Annotated in this window: 19 protein-coding genes and 1 tRNA gene; 13 read left to right on the forward strand and 7 right to left on the reverse strand. The window is 38.5% G+C overall.

The features are described 5' to 3' along the window. The first annotated feature begins 10 nt into the window (after positions 1-10). Positions 11-622 carry an OmpA family protein gene (locus ACLKML_RS18695; protein ID WP_413284476.1) on the forward strand — a complete coding sequence of 204 codons (612 nt, stop codon included), beginning with the start codon at positions 11-13 and terminating at the stop codon, positions 620-622. Positions 623-807: 185 nt separating this feature from the next. On the opposite strand, the gene ACLKML_RS18700 is transcribed toward ACLKML_RS18695, so the two are convergent. Beyond that, positions 808-2,838 carry a methyl-accepting chemotaxis protein gene (locus ACLKML_RS18700; RefSeq protein ID WP_413284477.1) on the reverse strand — a complete coding sequence of 677 codons (2,031 nt, stop codon included), beginning with the start codon at positions 2,836-2,838 and terminating at the stop codon, positions 808-810. A gap of 110 nt (positions 2,839-2,948) precedes the next feature. Between ACLKML_RS18700 and ACLKML_RS18705 the strand changes: the two genes are divergently transcribed. Then, positions 2,949-3,446, forward strand: coding sequence for a C40 family peptidase (locus ACLKML_RS18705; protein ID WP_413284478.1), 498 nt, complete (start codon positions 2,949-2,951; stop codon positions 3,444-3,446). Here the strand turns inward: ACLKML_RS18705 and ACLKML_RS18710 are convergent. Continuing rightward, on the reverse strand, positions 3,443-3,787 hold the full coding sequence (locus ACLKML_RS18710) for a DUF3802 family protein (protein WP_413284479.1): 345 nt from the start codon (positions 3,785-3,787) through the stop codon (positions 3,443-3,445). The two genes, ACLKML_RS18705 and ACLKML_RS18710, sit on opposite strands and share 4 nt — an antisense overlap. Positions 3,788-4,044: 257 nt before the next feature. Between ACLKML_RS18710 and ACLKML_RS18715 the strand changes: the two genes are divergently transcribed. Then, complete coding sequence (locus tag ACLKML_RS18715) at positions 4,045-4,917, forward strand: fructosamine kinase family protein (RefSeq protein ID WP_413284480.1); 873 nt, start codon at positions 4,045-4,047, stop codon at positions 4,915-4,917. 1 nt (position 4,918) lies between these two features. Here the strand turns inward: ACLKML_RS18715 and ACLKML_RS18720 are convergent, their stop codons facing one another. After that, entirely contained in the window at positions 4,919-5,539 is a 621-nt protein-coding gene (locus ACLKML_RS18720) for a riboflavin synthase subunit alpha (protein WP_413284481.1), read from the reverse strand. Positions 5,540-5,649: 110 nt separating this feature from the next. Here ACLKML_RS18720 and ACLKML_RS18725 point away from each other — a divergent pair, with 110 nt between their 5' ends. Next, entirely contained in the window at positions 5,650-7,020 is a 1,371-nt protein-coding gene (locus ACLKML_RS18725) for an MATE family efflux transporter (protein ID WP_413284482.1), read from the forward strand. 128 nt (positions 7,021-7,148) lie between these two features. Here the strand turns inward: ACLKML_RS18725 and ACLKML_RS18730 are convergent, their stop codons facing one another. Beyond that, positions 7,149-7,997: a DNA ligase gene (locus ACLKML_RS18730; RefSeq protein ID WP_413284483.1), complete on the reverse strand. Its 849-nt coding sequence runs from the start codon at positions 7,995-7,997 to the stop codon at positions 7,149-7,151. 278 nt (positions 7,998-8,275) lie between these two features. Between ACLKML_RS18730 and ACLKML_RS18735 the strand changes: the two genes are divergently transcribed. Further along, positions 8,276-8,352 (forward strand) — tRNA-Val (locus tag ACLKML_RS18735). Positions 8,353-8,463: 111 nt separating this feature from the next. Here the strand turns inward: ACLKML_RS18735 and ACLKML_RS18740 are convergent. Beyond that, the gene (locus ACLKML_RS18740) at positions 8,464-8,886 is read right to left on the reverse strand and encodes a DUF3859 domain-containing protein (RefSeq protein WP_413284484.1); all 423 of its coding nucleotides are present in this window, start codon (positions 8,884-8,886) and stop codon (positions 8,464-8,466) included. 306 nt (positions 8,887-9,192) lie between these two features. Here ACLKML_RS18740 and ACLKML_RS18745 point away from each other — a divergent pair, with 306 nt between their 5' ends. The 6 genes from ACLKML_RS18745 (at position 9,193) to ACLKML_RS18770 (ending at position 15,062) form a co-directional block, all read left to right on the forward strand. Beyond that, positions 9,193-10,485: an extracellular solute-binding protein gene (locus tag ACLKML_RS18745; protein WP_413284485.1), complete on the forward strand. Its 1,293-nt coding sequence runs from the start codon at positions 9,193-9,195 to the stop codon at positions 10,483-10,485. A 73-nt stretch (positions 10,486-10,558) separates the two neighbouring features. Continuing rightward, on the forward strand, positions 10,559-11,440 hold the full coding sequence (locus tag ACLKML_RS18750) for an ABC transporter permease subunit (protein ID WP_317716806.1): 882 nt from the start codon (positions 10,559-10,561) through the stop codon (positions 11,438-11,440). Between the two features lie 89 nt (positions 11,441-11,529). Then, the gene (gene ugpE / locus ACLKML_RS18755) at positions 11,530-12,372 is read left to right on the forward strand and encodes a sn-glycerol-3-phosphate ABC transporter permease UgpE (protein ID WP_413284486.1); all 843 of its coding nucleotides are present in this window, start codon (positions 11,530-11,532) and stop codon (positions 12,370-12,372) included. Between the two features lie 40 nt (positions 12,373-12,412). Beyond that, positions 12,413-13,492: a sn-glycerol-3-phosphate ABC transporter ATP-binding protein UgpC gene (ugpC, locus tag ACLKML_RS18760; RefSeq protein ID WP_413284487.1), complete on the forward strand. Its 1,080-nt coding sequence runs from the start codon at positions 12,413-12,415 to the stop codon at positions 13,490-13,492. 10 nt (positions 13,493-13,502) lie between these two features. Further along, the gene (locus ACLKML_RS18765; protein WP_413284488.1) at positions 13,503-14,282 is read left to right on the forward strand and encodes a DeoR/GlpR family DNA-binding transcription regulator; all 780 of its coding nucleotides are present in this window, start codon (positions 13,503-13,505) and stop codon (positions 14,280-14,282) included. A 69-nt stretch (positions 14,283-14,351) separates the two neighbouring features. Next, complete coding sequence (locus tag ACLKML_RS18770) at positions 14,352-15,062, forward strand: glycerophosphodiester phosphodiesterase family protein (RefSeq protein ID WP_413284489.1); 711 nt, start codon at positions 14,352-14,354, stop codon at positions 15,060-15,062. A gap of 193 nt (positions 15,063-15,255) precedes the next feature. Here the strand turns inward: ACLKML_RS18770 and ACLKML_RS18775 are convergent, their stop codons facing one another. Continuing rightward, complete coding sequence (locus ACLKML_RS18775) at positions 15,256-15,762, reverse strand: M48 family metallopeptidase (RefSeq protein ID WP_413284490.1); 507 nt, start codon at positions 15,760-15,762, stop codon at positions 15,256-15,258. A gap of 168 nt (positions 15,763-15,930) precedes the next feature. On the opposite strand from ACLKML_RS18775, the gene ACLKML_RS18780 reads away from it, so the two are divergent. Then, positions 15,931-16,164 (forward strand): glutaredoxin family protein, encoded by a 234-nt coding sequence (locus tag ACLKML_RS18780; protein WP_317716816.1) that lies wholly within the window; start codon positions 15,931-15,933, stop codon positions 16,162-16,164. A 14-nt stretch (positions 16,165-16,178) separates the two neighbouring features. On the opposite strand, the gene ACLKML_RS18785 is transcribed toward ACLKML_RS18780, so the two are convergent. Continuing rightward, the gene (locus tag ACLKML_RS18785; RefSeq protein WP_413284491.1) at positions 16,179-16,532 is read right to left on the reverse strand and encodes an MmcQ/YjbR family DNA-binding protein; all 354 of its coding nucleotides are present in this window, start codon (positions 16,530-16,532) and stop codon (positions 16,179-16,181) included. Between the two features lie 173 nt (positions 16,533-16,705). Here ACLKML_RS18785 and ACLKML_RS18790 point away from each other — a divergent pair, with 173 nt between their 5' ends. Beyond that, complete coding sequence (locus tag ACLKML_RS18790) at positions 16,706-17,278, forward strand: nucleoside triphosphate pyrophosphohydrolase family protein (RefSeq protein WP_413284492.1); 573 nt, start codon at positions 16,706-16,708, stop codon at positions 17,276-17,278. The last annotated feature ends 856 nt before the right edge of the window (positions 17,279-18,134 follow it).

Here is an 18,134-nt window from a genome sequence, read left to right on the forward strand (position 1 = left end):
GAGAGATAAAATGAAACATTCTAACACTCTACTGTCTCTGCTAGCCGCTAGTTTGGTCTTTTCGGTGCACGCAGATGATAAGTATCAATATATTGCCACACCTAACGCAGACCAAATTGCCGATTTGCGTGATGATGATAGCGATGGCGTGATCAACGCTCGTGATAAATGCCCAGACACCATCATTGGAGCAGAAATAACCAATTATGGATGCGGTGAAACCGTCAACGCATCCAGCGAATTTGACCTAAAAATATTATTTGAAAACGATTCAGATGAGGTAAGCGCTGCCTACATTTCTGAAATTCGCCGCTTAGCGGACTTCCTAAATCGTTACTCAGGAACGTCTATCGAATTACAAGGATATGCTAGTAAAGTGGGCAACTCTAGCTATAATCTTAATCTTTCCGAACGTCGTGCAAATAACGTTATGGCAAGTTTGATTAATGCTGGTGTAAGCGCAGATCGAATAAAAATCGTTGGTTTTGGTGATTCTGTACTGGTTGCAGAAGGAGAAACAGAGTTATCACATTCGTTAAATCGACGGGTAGTAGCAACAGTTGTGGGTTATACCAGCGAAATTCTTAAGGAATGGACTATCTTTTCAAGGAAAAAGGATTAATTTTTACTTCACTCCTAGAAATGAACAGTAAGCACGCTCTGCTTTATCAATGATTAGCCAGAGCGTGCTTAATTATTATTATATTCATGCTACGTAATCATTATTTGACTACATAACCATTATTTGACTACATAACCATTATTTGACTACATAACTATTATTTGATTACTCATGTCATTTGGCTTTTATAAAGAGTACTTGTTTAGTATTTTTTTCTGTTGCACAACGATATTACTCACTTCTTGAGAACACTTTACCATTGAATGCAAATGACCAAGAGTTTTGTTTCCTTGTTCATTAATCTCATTTAAGCTCAAATTAACATTTTTGCTAGCTTGTTCTTGCTCATCTGTCGCGATAGATACCTGCTCAAGCTTATTACTAATATGATCAACGACATGTTGAATATCAGCAAAAACTTGTGTCACTTGTTGATTTGATTGGCTAGCGTGATTCATCTCTTCTCTACTATTTAAGACTGATTGTTGGGAAACTTCCACCGACTTCACCAACTGCGCCATCATTTTTCTGATGTTCTCAGTTTGAATACTTGTTCCAGTCGCCAACTTACGAACTTCATCTGCTACCACCGCAAACCCTCTTCCATGTTCACCTGCTCTTGCAGCTTCAATTGCTGCATTTAAGGCAAGCAAATTAGTGCTATCAGCAATACCACTTATTAAATCAACCATCTCAGCAATTTGTGCTACGTTGGAATCAAGATGGTTCGTTAACGTTTCATTTTGCTGCAAAGTTAGTTCTAAAGTTCGAAGACGTTCATTATTTATTTCTATTACTTCAATACCTTGTAAGGTTGCTTTAGTCGCAGAGCCTGATTCAATAAACAATTCATTGGTTATTTTATTGATCTCTTGTACTGATCCTTGTAACTGCTCTAACGTTGCCGATATATCCATCAACGCTTTATTCTGTATTTCTAAATTTTGATTGGCATTTTCTGCTGCAGTGTGGGTATGATCAGCAGAAGAATAAAGAAGTTCACAGTTATTTACTACAATCGATAGTGAATCATTGGTCGACTCTATTATCCGATTTAATTGAGTGGCAATCTGTTTTATTTCCCTAGGCCCTTCAGTCTGAGCGAATTCAGCCAAATTATGTTCCGTTACACTGGCCATATGTTGAGTTACATTGCTCAGCCCTTTACCGATCCAAGAACGCAATAAAAGACCGGAAAACAGAATGAAGACACCTAAAACAATGGCAAAGATAACAATCAATTGAACAATATGTTGCATGGCATTAGTAACAGTCATTTGACTATTATCTATCATTTGCGCACTTTGATATGAAATGTCATTGAGTAAATCAATAAGTTGATCAGATAACGCTGTTACAGCCTTTAAGTCAGCAGTTTGCGCTTCAACTATTTTTAACCTAGTTAGAATAAGTGATAATATCCCCTCCTCTTCAAAACCTTCCGTTACCATGTTAAAAGGCATAACCAAACTAGAAAATTCACTGATTTCAGGATACCAATCGGAAAAATCACTAAATGCAAGATCTATCCCCGCTTTACGGCTTCTCATTTCTTTATATTGCTTGAGTGCTTTTTCGTAACTGTTCTCTACCGTAAGGAGAACAAATGCACGCTCAATGTCACCAGATTGCGATGAAAAACGATTAGCAGCGTCGTACGCCTCAGAATTATCTTGTACAAGGAAGGATGCAATTCGTGTCATTTCTGGCCCAATAGATGCAGAACCATAGCGAAAAGAATCGCGTAACTGTTCTATTTTTAATTCTGTTGCAATTGACTGATTTTGTGCATCTAGAATCGTCGTGGAACGTTGTTTTAGTTGTTGTAAAAAATCAACTAAACTTGCACTTTGATCTTTGGTTAAAGCGTGTCCATACTGTTTAGAAATTTGCTGTAATTCATCAAGAATGAAGTCAATTTGTTCTGACAATGAATGATACAAAGTTATAGTGTTTTTAAGTTCATCAAGTGAATGAGTATTTAAGCCTGCATTGAGTACTTTAATTTGCTCTAGCACATTCTGGATAATTTGGGCATTATTGGTGGATAGAGGCAAAGCTTGTTTGGATAACTTGTTAAATTCTTTACCTATATCGTCCATAGCTAATTTGCTGCTGTACGACTGGACCATGACTAATATAAAAAACGAAATAAAGATAGTAACCATTGCTTGAATAAGCGAAATCGAACCGTGTTCTTTGCTAGCCTTAACCATAAGTTATCCAATAAGCTCAAATGTGATTTGCTACGCATAATATATGGTCAATATGACAATTATATTACTAACATTACAAACGACAAACTCTGCTATTTTGGCTTTAAATCATGAAAAAAACATTAAAAATCAGCATTATAATCTACTTTGCGTTCATCTTATCTGCTTGTTCTAGTAATAAGGTGTTGACTGATCCATCAAAACAAAAAAATTCGAAATCAGCTCACTCCATATTGAGCCAATCTAATAATATTGTATTCGTTAACCCATATAATACTTGGCAAGGTACGCCATATAAATATGGAGGTTCGAGTACTAATGGAGTGGATTGTTCTGCATTTGTTCAAGCAGTAATGTTAGAATCTCATAATAAGTCATTACCGAGAACAACCTACCAACAAAGTAAGTTAGGAGCAGAAATTTCATTGTCTAAAGCTAAAAGTGGTGATTTAGTCTTCTTTAAAACTGGTCGGAAACAACGGCATGTTGGGATTTATTTAGGCGACTATGCATTCATGCATGCATCCACTTCCAAAGGCGTTATTATTTCTAGGCTGGATAACCCCTATTGGGCATCGGTATTTTGGCAAATTAGAACGGTCGATTAATCGTATTGGCCTATCGCACCATCAAACAGGTTTTTTAATAAAGCAACATATTCATCCAAAAAAGCAATTTGTTGATTGGTCGCTTTCTTTTTCCATGCTCCCTCTAGCGCTTCCCCTAAATCTGCTAAAACAAAATCCGCTTCTTTGAGTAACTTAAAGCGCACACTAGAATGTAACTCAGGATTTTGATCAAAAATTGCCATAATATTTGATGCCATCATGTCAGTAACAACATCCTCTACGGTCTCATCTCCTATGTCGTCACTACGTGATGAAAATATATCTAAATTATACGTTAAGTGCTCTATCAGCGCTAAGTATCCATCGGTATCTATAACCACTTATTCACTCCAATTGATCGGTTTACAACATCCTAAAATGGCCTGTATAAACCATACTAATTGATTAGATAGAAAGCAAAGTTTATGTTGATGCTTGCACAACAAACAACCCACTTCTAACGAATAAACGCCGAATCAAATTTCAATAGTTTGCACTTGATCAACAAGTAAACCTCTTAAACACAAGGCGGTTTCTGCTAATTACGTTACACTATTCTAAACCGTTGTAATCTGTACTCAAGCATGAGGAGATTTATATGTGGCAGGCAATAGCTAAACAACTTTCAGATACCCTACTGTTTGATTTTAAAATCATCGAGAAAGAGAAAGTGAATGGTGGCGATATTAATGACTGCTATATGATCAGTGATGGAGAACAGCGCTATTTCGTCAAATGCAACACCGATGATTTTTTAGCAATCTATAAGAGCGAACAAGATAACCTCTGCGCATTAAGAAAAACCAATAGTATCTATATTCCAGAGCTAGTTCATGTTGGTCATAGCAAAAAGACCGCTTTCATTATTTTAAATTACCTGCCAACGAAACCATTAACAGACAGTAAGTCGAGTTATGAATTGGGTATCCAATTAGCGACTCTACACCAATGGAGCGAACAAAAAGAATATGGATTCGATGAGGATAATTATATTGGAGCTATCGTTCAACCAAACGCTTGGAATAAGAAATGGAGCCGTTTTTTCTCCGAACAAAGAATTGGTTGGCAGCTACAATTACTAGCAGAAAAAGGCATAAGCTTTGGCAATATTGACGATATCGTCTTTTTAGTAAACCGAAAGCTATGCAAACATAATCCTAAACCATCGCTATTACACGGCAACTTAGCATTTGGTAATGTGGCAAACTCACCTTTTGGCCCGGTTTGCTATGATCCTGCCTGCTATTGGGGCGACAGAGAATGCGATCTCGCCATGACGGAACGGTTTACTCACTTCCAACCAGAATTTTACCAAGGTTATAATAGTATACTTCCTGTTGATACTGGCTATGTGGAAAGGAAGCCTCTTTATAACCTTTATCATGTTCTTAACCACTGTAATTTATTTGGCGGGCATTACCTTGCACAAGCTGAGCAAATACTGAGTTCACTAACTGGCGAGCCGAACTAGCTTAAATACTATTTTCTAGTTGCTGAGCCAACACACGCTCCACAGTATCAACGATTGCTTGAGTTTGCGGATCAAATTCAATATTTACTTTATCTCCAATCACTCTTTGTCCAAACAGAGTTCGCGTCAACGTTTCTGGTATTAAATGCACACAAAACTGATTATTTACGACTTTTCCGATAGTTAATGAACAACCATCAATACCGATATAACCTTTATCTAAAACATATTTGATTTTATTTTCAGGCAATTGAAACCAAATCGTTCTATTATTGGCGGTGGTTTCTATATCAGTAATTTGTGCGGTTAACGTTATATGGCCCGACATATTATGCCCGCCAATTTCGTCGCCAAATTTGGCTGCTCGCTCAATATTAACTTGATCGCCTTGTTGTAATAACCCAAGGTTAGTGTATTGCAAGGTTGCTTGCATCAAATCGAATGAAACTAACGGGCCATCAATCTTTGTAACCGTTAGACAACAACCATTGTGAGCAACCGATGCTCCTATCGATAAACCCGCCAACATATCTTCTGCCAAGTGCAGAACGTGAGTTTGAAATGCCTGTTTCTTGTTTATTTCTATCACTTTAGCGGTACCGGCTACGATTCCTGTAAACATTAAGATCCTTAAATACGAGTAAATGATGATATGTATGGTGCTAATGATGACATTTCTTTATCATGTCAGCCAGTTAGTTGACGTTATAAATGTAATTTGGAGAAAAACATTTGCACAGTTACAAAAACGAAGCAAAAAAATTAGTCTCATTAGCGACGCCTGTGCTACTGGCTTCAATAGCACAGACCGGCATGGGTTTCGTTGATACCGTAATGGCTGGCGGTGTGAGTGCGACAGATATGGCCGCCGTCGCCGTCGCTTCAAGTATTTGGTTTCCTACCATTCTGTTTGGTATGGGGTTATTAATGGCTCTAGTACCAATCGTTGCACAACTAAACGGAGCCAATAAAACACAGCAAGTGCCTATGGAAATTTTCCAAGGGTTTTGGATGGCACTATTCTTGGTTGCACCAACCCTGTTAGTGCTATTTCAAACCGAATCAATTTTAACCGCTATGGAGGTAGAACCCATTTTAGCGGAAAAAACCATCGGTTATATCCATGCCATGATGTGGGCCATTCCTGCATTCTTACTTTATCAAGCATTAAGATCGTTCACCGATGGCATGGCAGTAACAAAGCCGGCTATGATTATCGGATTTATAGGTTTGTCGGCAAACATTCCTCTCAACTGGGCATTTGTTTATGGCGAACTCGGCATGCCAGCATTGGGTGGTGTTGGTTGCGGGGTTGCAACAGCGATTGTCTATTGGCTTATGTTTTTCTCTATGCTGATCTATATTTTAGTTTCGTCTAGACTCAAACAAGTCAAACTATTTGCGACTATTTATATGGCAGATTGGTCAGCACAAATTCGATTGTTCAAGCTGGGTTTACCTGTCGCTTTAGCATTATTTTTTGAAGTAACATTATTTGCCGTAATTGCACTTCTAGTCGCTCCACTTGGAGCAACAGTGGTTGCAGCACACCAAGTGGCCATTAACTTTTCATCGCTGGTATTCATGATACCGTTAAGTATTAGCGTTGCAGCAAGCATTCAAGTTGGACATCGCTTAGGACAAGAAAATACCGATGGTGCAAAAGTAACCTCTCATGTTGCTTTAATCTTAGGTATTGCCTGTTCTGTCGTGACCGGTATTCTAACGATCGTACTAAGAGACCAAATATCAGCCCTTTATACCTCTGATCCTTCGGTTATTATCATCGCTACTCAATTATTAATTATCGCCGCGATATATCAAATAACTGATTCAATACAAGTTATTGGTGGAGGCATTTTGCGAGGATATAAAGACATGCAGGCTATATTTATATGTACCTTTGTTGCCTACTGGATACTTGGCTTACCTACTGGCTACATTTTAGCAAGTACAGATCTAATCGTGGATAAAATGGGTGTATATGGCTACTGGCTAGGGGTTATTGTTGGTTTAACCAGTGCAGCAATTATGTTGAGTTTGCGTCTACGTTGGATGCACAAGCAAGCTCCTTCAACTCAATTACAGTTTGCATCACGCTAATTGAGGCATTGATATAACAACTTAATAAGCAAAACCACGTGGTAATGACACAAACTAGCGAGTAGCACAAACTCCATAATAAAATAGGACGTAGGCATAAAGTCAACGTCCTACAAAACCGGCAAATGTTACTCTTCTTGCCTAACCCGAACAAAGCGGGCAAACCTCGGTAGTCCTGTACTAGTAAATCCATTGTGACGATACGTAATCCGCTCACCTAAAGCTGGAGGTTCAGAACGCAATAAATCGGTAAGCCCTGACCCTATCGATAAAATCCGTCCATCGTCTAATTTAACAATCAACGCACCGACTTTACCTTGATATTTTCCATTCCCTTGTTTATAACCAATTATGCTGCCTTCGCTGTCCATATGTTTTTTAATTTTGATCGGTTTTATTAATGAACTAGACTGCTGATGGACATTACGTAACATTAAACCCTCACCCCCAGTTTTATTAGTATTTTCGAGCCGTTCTACTAACGCATCATGGGAGAGAACAGGAGCTTGAATAATCAGCCCTACATGATTAACTTGTAAAGCCTCAACAACCGCAAACAACTTTTGATAACGTTGTTTAAAATTTGCATCTCCATTAGGAATGTCAAACAACATATAACGAATGTTAGCCCATTGTTGCTCATTGGGTTTATGATCCAATACGGTATTTTGCACTTTATCAAAGTTACCTCTTCCAGCCCACAACTCGCCTTCTAATTGAATATTAGGCAAGCTTTGAATAAACCATTGTGGTGCATGAATTTTGTTTCCTTTTCGAGTGAGTAACTCTTTTCCTGTCCACAAAGCTCGAATTCCGTCTAGCTTTTCACTAACCCAATAATGGCCAAATTCAAATTCTTTTTCTGCCAAAGACTCGAGTAACACAAAAGGCAGTTTTACATCCGCTATTGCAGGAATGGGGAAGCAAAAAGCAGAAAGGCAACACGCGACTACTGGTAAGGAGTTTGTTTTAGACATCAACTGAATCGCTCTTGACTGAAATAAGGATACTTACAGTAAACATAAACGAAACAGAAAGAATAATTGGATTAACGACACGCGATCAACTTTTCTATTATCCATACTTATATAAGTATTTTTTGATAGAAAACCATCTAAAACTAACCTTGATTTATGACGATGTGCCGCATATTTAGCCATAGTGGCGATATTGCGACCATACAGTTCAACTATATGAAAAATATACTTGAACTACGCTGCGTGAATCGTTAATATTCATCTCGTTCAAACAAGAAGCTCGCTTAGCTCAGTTGGTTAGAGTACTTGCATGACATGCAAGGTGTCACTGGTTCGAGTCCAGTAGCGAGCACCAATTTGGTAAAAAAGCCCATACTACTGTATGGGCTTTTTTCGTATTTATGAATGAAATATGTATCAACCATAAAAATTAAGAGGCGGTTTAAAGCCTACCAAATTTAATTGATTAGAAACCTCTATTTTTCCAAAATTGTCCTTCATCTTTTGCATACAAATTAAAAATTTTTTCTGCCACCACTTGGCCTTCTAATTCCACCACCATCCGCCAAGGGCCTAGTTTATTTTCAATCGGCAACCAAATAGTATCGCCTAAATAAAAATCCCAGTCGTTATTATTAATATGTTCCTGGCCAGAAAAAGGCGCCATCACCTCTCCCTCGTCAGAACTAATACCTGGATGATAAATACAAAAATGAATTTTTTTACCTTTCGCTTTTTTGATATTGAGTATAAAACCAAATTCAATATCTACCTCGGCAGGAACCTCCGTGGTGAAGTCTAATATTTTAGGTAATTGTTTAGATTTAGAATCCCATGTTGAATAAATTCCATAGGAAGTCATAGTAATTATTGCGGAGCGTTTGGCCATAATAGGAAGCTATATAATTAAAATCAAAGTCATAAAAATTGATAACAGATTATATCAGCTTAAGTTTTTATAGATACCGTTTACCTCACCGCTCTTGGTCTCAAGCTCTGAAATATAGTCAATTTCACTCATGCCTGCCATCGTTTAGACACAAATCATTCATTAAAGTTAAATTCGAGCGAAACATAAATGTCATGTTTTGACTCGATTATAGACCCCAAGCGAAACACCAACGCGTTCGCTCGAAACCCACAACACATAAAACTGGGTTGTACGAACGATTTTTCATAAACAAGGGAAATAAAAATGAAAAAAATATGGCTAGCTGGGCTACTTTCGGCAACCGTAACCGGTAGCGCATTTGCAGCAACTGAAATCACTTGGTGGCATGCAATGGGTGGACAACTTGGAGAAACTGTCAATAAAATTGCGACGGATTTTAACGCGTCACAGTCAGATTACAAATTAGTACCGGTATATAAAGGTACTTATACAGAAACGTTAACAGCAGGCATCGCCGCCTATCGTGCCAATGAAGCGCCAAACATCTTACAAGTATTTGATGCTGGTGCAGCGACCATAATGAACGCAAAAGGTGTCGCAAAACCAGTACAAGACGTGATGATTGAATCTGGTTACCAGTTTGACTCTGCATCTTACTTGTCTGGTGTAAGAAATTTCTACGCTGACAGTGCAGGAAAAATGGTAGGAATGCCATTTAACAGCTCTACTCCTGTTCTTTATTACAACAAAGATATGTTAAATGAAGCGGGTGTTGACGTTCCAAAAACTTATGAAGACATGGAAGTAGTCGCAGAAAAGTTAAAACAAAAAGGCCATGCGGCATTCTCTCAATCGCACACCCCTTGGATCTTTTTTGAAAACTTTAAATCGCGCCATAACCAACAGTTAGCCGATAAAAATAACGGTTTTGATGGCCCAGCGACAAAAATAATGTACAACACCAAAAACCTTAAGATGCACTTCTCTAAAATGAAAGAGTGGTCAGACAAAGGTTACTACAAATATTACGGTAAAGATTGGGCTGCGAACCAAACTCCATTCGAACAAAAAGACGTAGCAATGTGGATTGGTTCTTCGGGTTCTTTTGGTGGATTAAAAGAACGTGTTGATTTCAATCTAGGCACAACTTTCCTTCCTTATTGGAAATCGGTAAACGATAAACCGGGAGTAACCTTCATCGGTGGAGCGGCGTTGTTTGCTCTTTCAGGCCACGAAAAAGGCCAAGATAAAGCGGTTGCCTCATTCTTCAATTACTTGACCAGCCCTGAAGTACAAATGTACTGGCATAAAACAACTGGCTATGTACCTGTTACTAACGCTGCATACGAACTTACTAAACAATCGGGTTACTACCAACAAAGCCCTGATGCAGAAGTTGGTGTACAGCAGCTTAGTTTGTCGGGTGGAGAATGGACTAAAGGTTATCGTTTAGGCTTTTACCCACAGATTCGTGAAGTGATTTATCGCGAAACCGACAAAATGTTTTCTGGTGAGTCTGAAGTAGACGAGAGCCTCGAGAAAATCAATGTCGAAGCGCAACAATTGCTTAAACGTTTTGCTCGTACAGTTAAGTAATTAAGCCCTGCCCCAACAGCGGCTGCTGTTGGGGTTTTTTATTATTTTCAATTTAATATCAATAGGTATTCTTGTGGAACGTCGCCAACATTTTCGACACTCTCCTTTGCCATATCTTCTTTTGGCGCCGCAAATAGTCATTATCGCTATTTTCTTTGTTTATCCTGCCGCCAAAGCGGTATACCTTTCATTTATGCTCGAAGACCCTTGGGGAATGTCGTCTGAATTTGTTTGGTTTGAAAACTACCAGATGATTTTTTCATCTACTGAGTATTTAAAGTCGGTAGGCTTTACCTTGTTTTTCTCGATTATTGTCTCATTTTGTTCGTTAGCTTTAGCGCTGCTATTAGCGGTTAAAGCCGACAAAATCATTCATGGACAAAGCATTTATCGCGTAACGTTAACGTGGGTTTATGCAGTGGCACCTGCCGTTGCAGGGATTATGGGTTACTTTATTTTTAATCCAAACATTGGCCTGTTTGTCGATTTTTTCCAACGAATTGGATACGACTTCAGTTATCAAACCAATTCAACTCAAGCCACTTTTATCTTAATTATAGTGTCAGTATGGAAGCAGATTTCGGTGAATTTTGTCTACTTTCTTGCCGGTTTACAGTCTATCTCTTACGCAGTGAGAGAAGCCGCCACACTAGATTGTGAAAGTGATATTAGACGCTTCTGGACGATCACTTTTCCTCTTTTGGCCCCTACAGGCTTCTTCTTGCTGGTAATTAATATGACTTACGCCTTTTTTGATACGTTCGGCGTTATTGACACCATGACAGCCGGTGGCCCTGGAGGCTCAACAACATCACTCGTTTATAAAGTATTCTCAGATGGCTTCGTTGGCGCTGATCTAGGCGGGAGTTCTGCTCAATCAGTCATTCTTCTGCTGTTGGTATTATTTTTGACATTTTTGCAGTTCAGATTCGTTGAAAAACGCGTTCACTACTAAATTGGTGCGAGTTAACGTCTGTACCGCTTCTCATCTGTACTCATTAACACTGGCACCAATTAATATCTGAGTTATTAAAGGAAAAACACATGAAATCAAATCACTGGAGTGATCATCTTATCTTACTATTGGGCGCATTAATTATGCTGTTGCCGATATGGTTGATATTTGCCAGTTCCACCCACGAATCAGCCAGTATATTAACGGATGGTCTAAAATTCTGGCCAGGTGATAAAATGGTCGATGTATACCAACAAGCATGGACAAAAAGTCAGGGCTTTTCAAACAACGTCACGGCTAAATCTATGATTATCAATTCATTTATTATGGGCTTTGGCTTTGCTGCCGGAAAAATTGTTATCTCAATGTTCGCCGCCTATGCGTTGGTTTATTTTAGATTACCTTACGCATCCGCGTGGTTCTGGCTAATTTTTATCACCCTACTTTTGCCACTTGAAGTTCGCATTATCCCATCTTACGAAGTGGTATCGAGCTTGGGTATGTTAAATAGTTTCTCTGGCTTGATTATTCCACTTATCGCTTCTGCAACGGCTACCTTTTTCTTTCGTCAATTTTTCAAAACCATTCCTGATGAGTTACTTGAAGCCGCCCAACTGGATAACGCAGGACCGGTACGCTTCTTCATTGATATTTTACTACCACTATCTAAAACCATGATGGCTGCGATTTTTATCATTATGTTTATTGTTGGCTGGAATCAGTATTTATGGCCAATCATGATGACGACTGATGAAAGCTACAGCACTATCGTTATGGGAATAAAGCAGATTCTTAGCAACATTAACGAAACACCAAAACCTCAATATAACTATGCCTTTGCCATGGTGATACTCGCCATGCTTCCTCCTGTACTGGTGGTCATAATTTTCCAACGCTGGTTTGTTAAAGGCTTGGTAGAAAGCGAGAAATAACCTCAATTTAACTTGTTCTACACAGAACAAAGGAATCACAATGTTAAACATACAAAAATTAGTAAAAACCTATGAAAACGGTCATCAAGCCATCAAAGGGATTGACCTTAGCATCGAAAAAGGTGAATTTATCGTCTTGGTGGGACCATCCGGGTGTGGTAAATCTTCTATTCTACGTTCAATCGCTGGGCTAGAAGCGATTACCGGTGGGGAACTTCACTTAAATGGCCGTCGAGTTGACAGCATAAAACCAGCTGAACGTGATATAGCTATGGTATTCCAAAACTATGCACTTTATCCACATATGAGTGTTTATAATAACCTTGCTTATGGATTAAAGAATCGTGGCGTGGATAAAGCAACGATTGAACAGAAAATTCAACAAGTAGCTAAGACTCTAAAAATTGACGCCTATTTGGACAGAAAGCCATCTAAATTGTCTGGCGGACAAAGACAGCGTGTAGCGATGGGCAGAGCGATAGTACGAGATCCACAACTGTTTTTGTTTGATGAGCCTCTATCAAACTTGGATGCTTCCCTTAGAGCTCACATGCGTTTGCAAATTAAAAAATTACAACGTGAATTGGCGGTAACCAGTGTTTATGTTACTCACGATCAAGTTGAAGCTATGACATTAGCCGATAGGATCGTGGTACTTAATCTAGGTGAAATTGAACAAATCGGCACTCCTTCAGAAGTCTATCACCAACCTGCTAGTAAATTTGTTGCAAGTTTTATGGGCAGTCCGGCTATGAATTTTTTTACTGCTGAAATACGCAGAGGCAAGCTTGTAATTGGCGATCAAGAATTAACGTTAGCCAATTATGCCTATTTAAAAGATCAAAATATAACCTTGGGAGTAAGACCTGAGCACATAGAAACTAGCACGTTTTCTGAAGGGTTAGCCCTCTCTATTAAAATTAGTGTCATTGAGCCATTAGGACCGAATCAGTTGGTTCATGGTCGATTTCAGGGGCAACCTGTAATTGCAGTCACACCTGAGTACCCGTTCGATCTAAAACAAGCATTATCTCTTGGTGTAGCGGCTAAAAACTTACATTTGTTTGACAGCCAAGGTAAACGCATTGCTAGTCAAGCCCCTTTACAACGTGCAGGATAAATAGCGTCTAATGGTCAATCTAGTCACTTTATCGGTAAGACAGAAACAGATATTGAGCTATGTACAACAAGTTCACGGCGTGTTGTCTAGCTCTCTATTGTCAGATAAATTTAACGTGTCAGTGCAAACCATTCGTAAAGACATGAACGAATTAAGTGATAAAGGTTTAGTGCGCCGAGTCCATGGTGGTATTTCACTGCCTAGTGACAATGATAATCTGTCTTTTAGCAAGCGTGAATTAGAAAACGTCGCAGCGAAGCAAGGTATCGCGCAAAGTGTCGTACGGGAAATTCCTAAAGGCTGCAGTATTTTCTTAGGTATCGGTACGACGCCTAAGCAAGTCGCTCATGCTTTGTTAGATCATCCAGGACTGACCGTCGTGACCAATAATATCAATGCTGCCCTTACGTTAAGCCGTAATCATAACATTGAGGTTTATTTAGCGGGCGGTATTGTCAGACCTTCAGATGAGGATACGGTAGGCGAAACAGCAACGGATTTTTATCGTCAATTCAATATAAAAATAGGCATCTTTGGCGTCGGTGGCTTAAATACCGATCAACAAGGTCAATTGCTAGATTTCACTCCAGATGAGGCGTCACTGACTCGGGCAATCATCAGCCAAAGTAGCCAATGCTGGTTAGTTGTTGATCAAAGTAAACTGACTCGCTATGCGCCTATCGTCAGTGCTCAACTGAACGAAATAGATCGAGTATTTATCGACCAAGCTAACCAACAACTCATCACTTTATGTCATAACAACAAGGTCGATCTGATGATAGCCAACTAAGTGCTCGGTTAAAAATATCTTATTCGATTAACCACTACTTATCCAATTAATAACCAATGGACATTTACTATGCAAACAAACATTGTTGGTCATCGAGGGCTGTCTGGACATTACCCTGAAAATACCAAAGCCAGCATCTTGGCTGCGATCGAGTCGGGACTGAAATGGATAGAAATTGATATACAGCCAACCAAAGATGGTCAATTAGTGGTCATTCACGACCATACTATAGACCGATGTAGCAATGGTTCTGGCAGAGTAGACAGCTTCACTCTAGCAGAATTACAACAGTTTGATTTTGGTGCATGGTATCACGATGACTTTGCAGGAGAACCAATTCTGACTTTTTCTGAGTTACTGGATCTGGCTAAATATTATGACTTGTCCTTAAACATTGAAGTAAAATTGGACACGGATTGCGCTATTTCGGTGGTCAATACCATGCAACAGCAGCTCGAACTCGCGAATATAGATAAAGGTAAATTGCTCCTATCAAGCTTTTCTGATGCGGTTATTCGTCAGTTATCGTTGCAATGTCCAGACTATTGTTTAGGTGTGATTGGCAACAAGTTAACAGAACAACAGTTACAGTTATTACAAGAGACCAACGCATTCAGTTGTCACCTTAATTATAAATATATTACGGCTGAGGATATAGAAACCCTCAAATATCAGGGTTATCAAGTATGGTGTTTTACCGTTAATCAGCCAGAGCAATTTCCGTTATTAGATGAAGTGGATGCTATTTTTTCTGACTTTCCGCTAAAGTTTATAAAATAAAAGATTATAAAAAACAGGTTATAAAGCGCGTCGCAACCGTACAATTAACCTGAGATTTAATCTAACTGTTGTGAAATTTAAATTAAAGAGCATAACATGATCAATCAAAGGTCATAACATGGTTAATAAAGGGCCAATCTGTGCCCTTTTTGTTGTCTATTTTAGTGCAGAATTATTGAGTTGTATTGTTCAGTTAGCGCGAACTGGTTTCTAATTCTTTTGCTATCATAAACAATCTAGCGTCAAACTCGAGTTGGTGATACTCGGGTTCCATATGACAACACAAAGAATAGAAAGCCTTATTGTGTTGTTTCTCTTTAAGGTGCGCTAATTCATGTACTACTAACATCCTTAACAGTGGCTCAGGAGCCTGTTTAAAGACACTAGCAATACGAATTTCATTTTTTGATTTGTACTTTCCACCGTGCGCTCTTGAGACAAATGTATGTAAGCCTAGCGCATTATTAATGAGGTGGATATTTGAATCGTAGATCACTTTACTCAACGGTGACGATTTTTTTAAGTAACGGTTTTTGATCCCAATAGCATAGTCAAACAACGCCTTTTCACTCTTAATTTGATGGTTATCAGGGTACCGTTGAGTAAACCAATTGATAAACTGATCGGAGACAATCAGACTCTCAATTTGCTGAACAAGATTTTCCGGATAGCCGTGGATATAACGTAGAGACGAATGCATAATAGAAATTACAGTGATAAAAGAGTTATTATACTCAAAATCATTGGGTTTGCATTATGACGACGGGTTTATACACCACGACTACAATAAAAGCCCTTTTCTCTTTACAGAGAATAAAATAACCTGAGTTTACAGGGGATAACATGAAAAAAGTTGACAGGAAATAGCATGAAAAGAGTTGTTTTATACGTTGCGGATAAATGCCCTCATTGCAAAGATGCGCAAAAATACCTCGATTCCAAAGGAATCAAGTACCGACTAACTAATGCAAAAATGCAGAGAGGTCGTAAAGAGCTACAGGCTATGGGCGCACGTTCCATTCCAGTACTTAAAATTGGTGATCAAGTTATGGTTGGTTGGAATGCTAAAAACTTCGACCGTATGTACGGCAATGGTAACTAAGCGCACCGCTCGCTTTAATTGAATTCAGCTTGCACTTTTTTCGGCAATGACGATTTGACCAACGCATAAGAATCGTCAATTAACCCTTGTAACATCGCCCTATTTTCTAACTGTGCAATATCAACCGAAATCCAGTGTTTTTTATTCATATGATAACCAGAATAAATCTCATCATATTGCTCAATAAGAAATAATACATCATCTGGTTTGGCTTTTAAGTTGATAAAATACTTACCATTTCGGTACCCAATCAATGCAAACATTTTGCCCTTAATTTTATAAACTTGTGTATCGGGTCCAAATGGATAGCACTCTTCACTAGCAACTAGAGAGTGTAAATAATGACGACAGTTATCGAGTTGATTCATAGTTAGACTCTCGTTTTTTAGCAAAGAGTATTCGCGATAAAACCATATTAACCGGTTACTTCAATTGGTCAATAATCGATAGCCAAGTTCTAGCGTTCGAATAGGTTCACAAGCTCAGAAAAGACAACTTTTATGTTATGATCTCATCATCTTATTTACTCAGGACAACACTAATGAAATTAACCAAGTTAACTCAGCCAATATTCGATCATATTTATCGCGATATTAATGAGTTTCGTGTCACATTTGATCTCCCTGTCGACGACAAAACCTCAATGAACGATTCGTTAGATGCGCTGCATTCTTCACTTATTATTGAAGAGTTAACTGAACTTGCTCAAGCGGATAGTAAGATTGAGCAAGCAGATGCGATTGTAGACAGCGTATATGTGCTTATGGGGCGTTTAGTCCACCTTGGCGACAAGAAAGTCGAGGATAATCTGGCCATCAGTTATTTTATTGATGTTCTATTAAGTGCTGCTGACAATCTTTCTATCGACTTTATTCCATGTTGGGACGAAGTACACTCAAGTAACATGAGTAAAGTCTGTAAAGATTCAGCTGAATATTTACAAACTGAGAAGTTTTATGCCGAGCAAGGAATTAAACTTATGGCGGTTGAGAAAGGTAATTACATTATCGCTAAATGTGCGGCGGATTTTGTCTCTGACTCAAAAACAATCCGAAAAGGAAAAGTGCTCAAATCGATAAATTATCGCCCCGCCGATCTTAGCCCACTTGTCTAAAGCGTAATTCAAATTTATCTATATCGTTGTATTTTCAATAATTTCAGACAAAAAAATGCGCCTTCTTCAATGCCAGGAGAAGGCGCGAATGCCTAACGAAAGTAGAACGAGAATGTATCTATAATTAATAATGCCAGTTACATGCCAACTTTAAATAAAATTTAACTCATTGTTTTTAAACACATTAATTAATTCAGCATTTTTATTGTTATTCTGAACGCACTGGAATAGTGCTCACTGCACAAAATAAAGTAAAAACTCCCCCAGATAACTGCAGTAAAAACAGTCATTTCAATGAATTGAGCCGGTGCCACCTAATCAGTTATCCGGAAAAAATGGCGGGTAGAGTACAATTTATTTAGAAAGTAAATTGTTTAAAAATAGAAAGTAGATTATTAAAAAATAAACACTAGATTGTTAAAAAATCGATGACTTAAATGCGGTTGGGGGATAGAACTTAAATGCAGTTAGGGATAAAGCTTAAATGTGGTTGGAGATAAAGCGATGCTAGCCGAAAAAAGATAAAAAAATGCGCCTTCTGCTGTTAAGTAGAAGGCGCGAATGCCTAACGAAAGTAGAACGAGAATGTATCACTATAAGTATTGCCAAATACATGCCATCTTTTATATTTTCTCTATCTACTTGATATTAAAGAAATAGTTTTGATTTTCTTTAATTTATAAAATCTTATATTGCACTAGAACTGAGCTTGTTGCTCCACTATCGCTCAGACAGCTAAAGTTGTTTCCATTTATTATGTTATCCAAATAGATTCAATTGCGTGAATCTGAAAACAAAATAACCCCTCAATCATTGCTAATCAGGCAAACGCTTGAGGGGCTTAATATTAGCTTGG

This window comes from Vibrio sp. MA40-2, assembly GCF_047302445.1.
GTDB lineage: Bacteria > Pseudomonadota > Gammaproteobacteria > Enterobacterales > Vibrionaceae > Vibrio.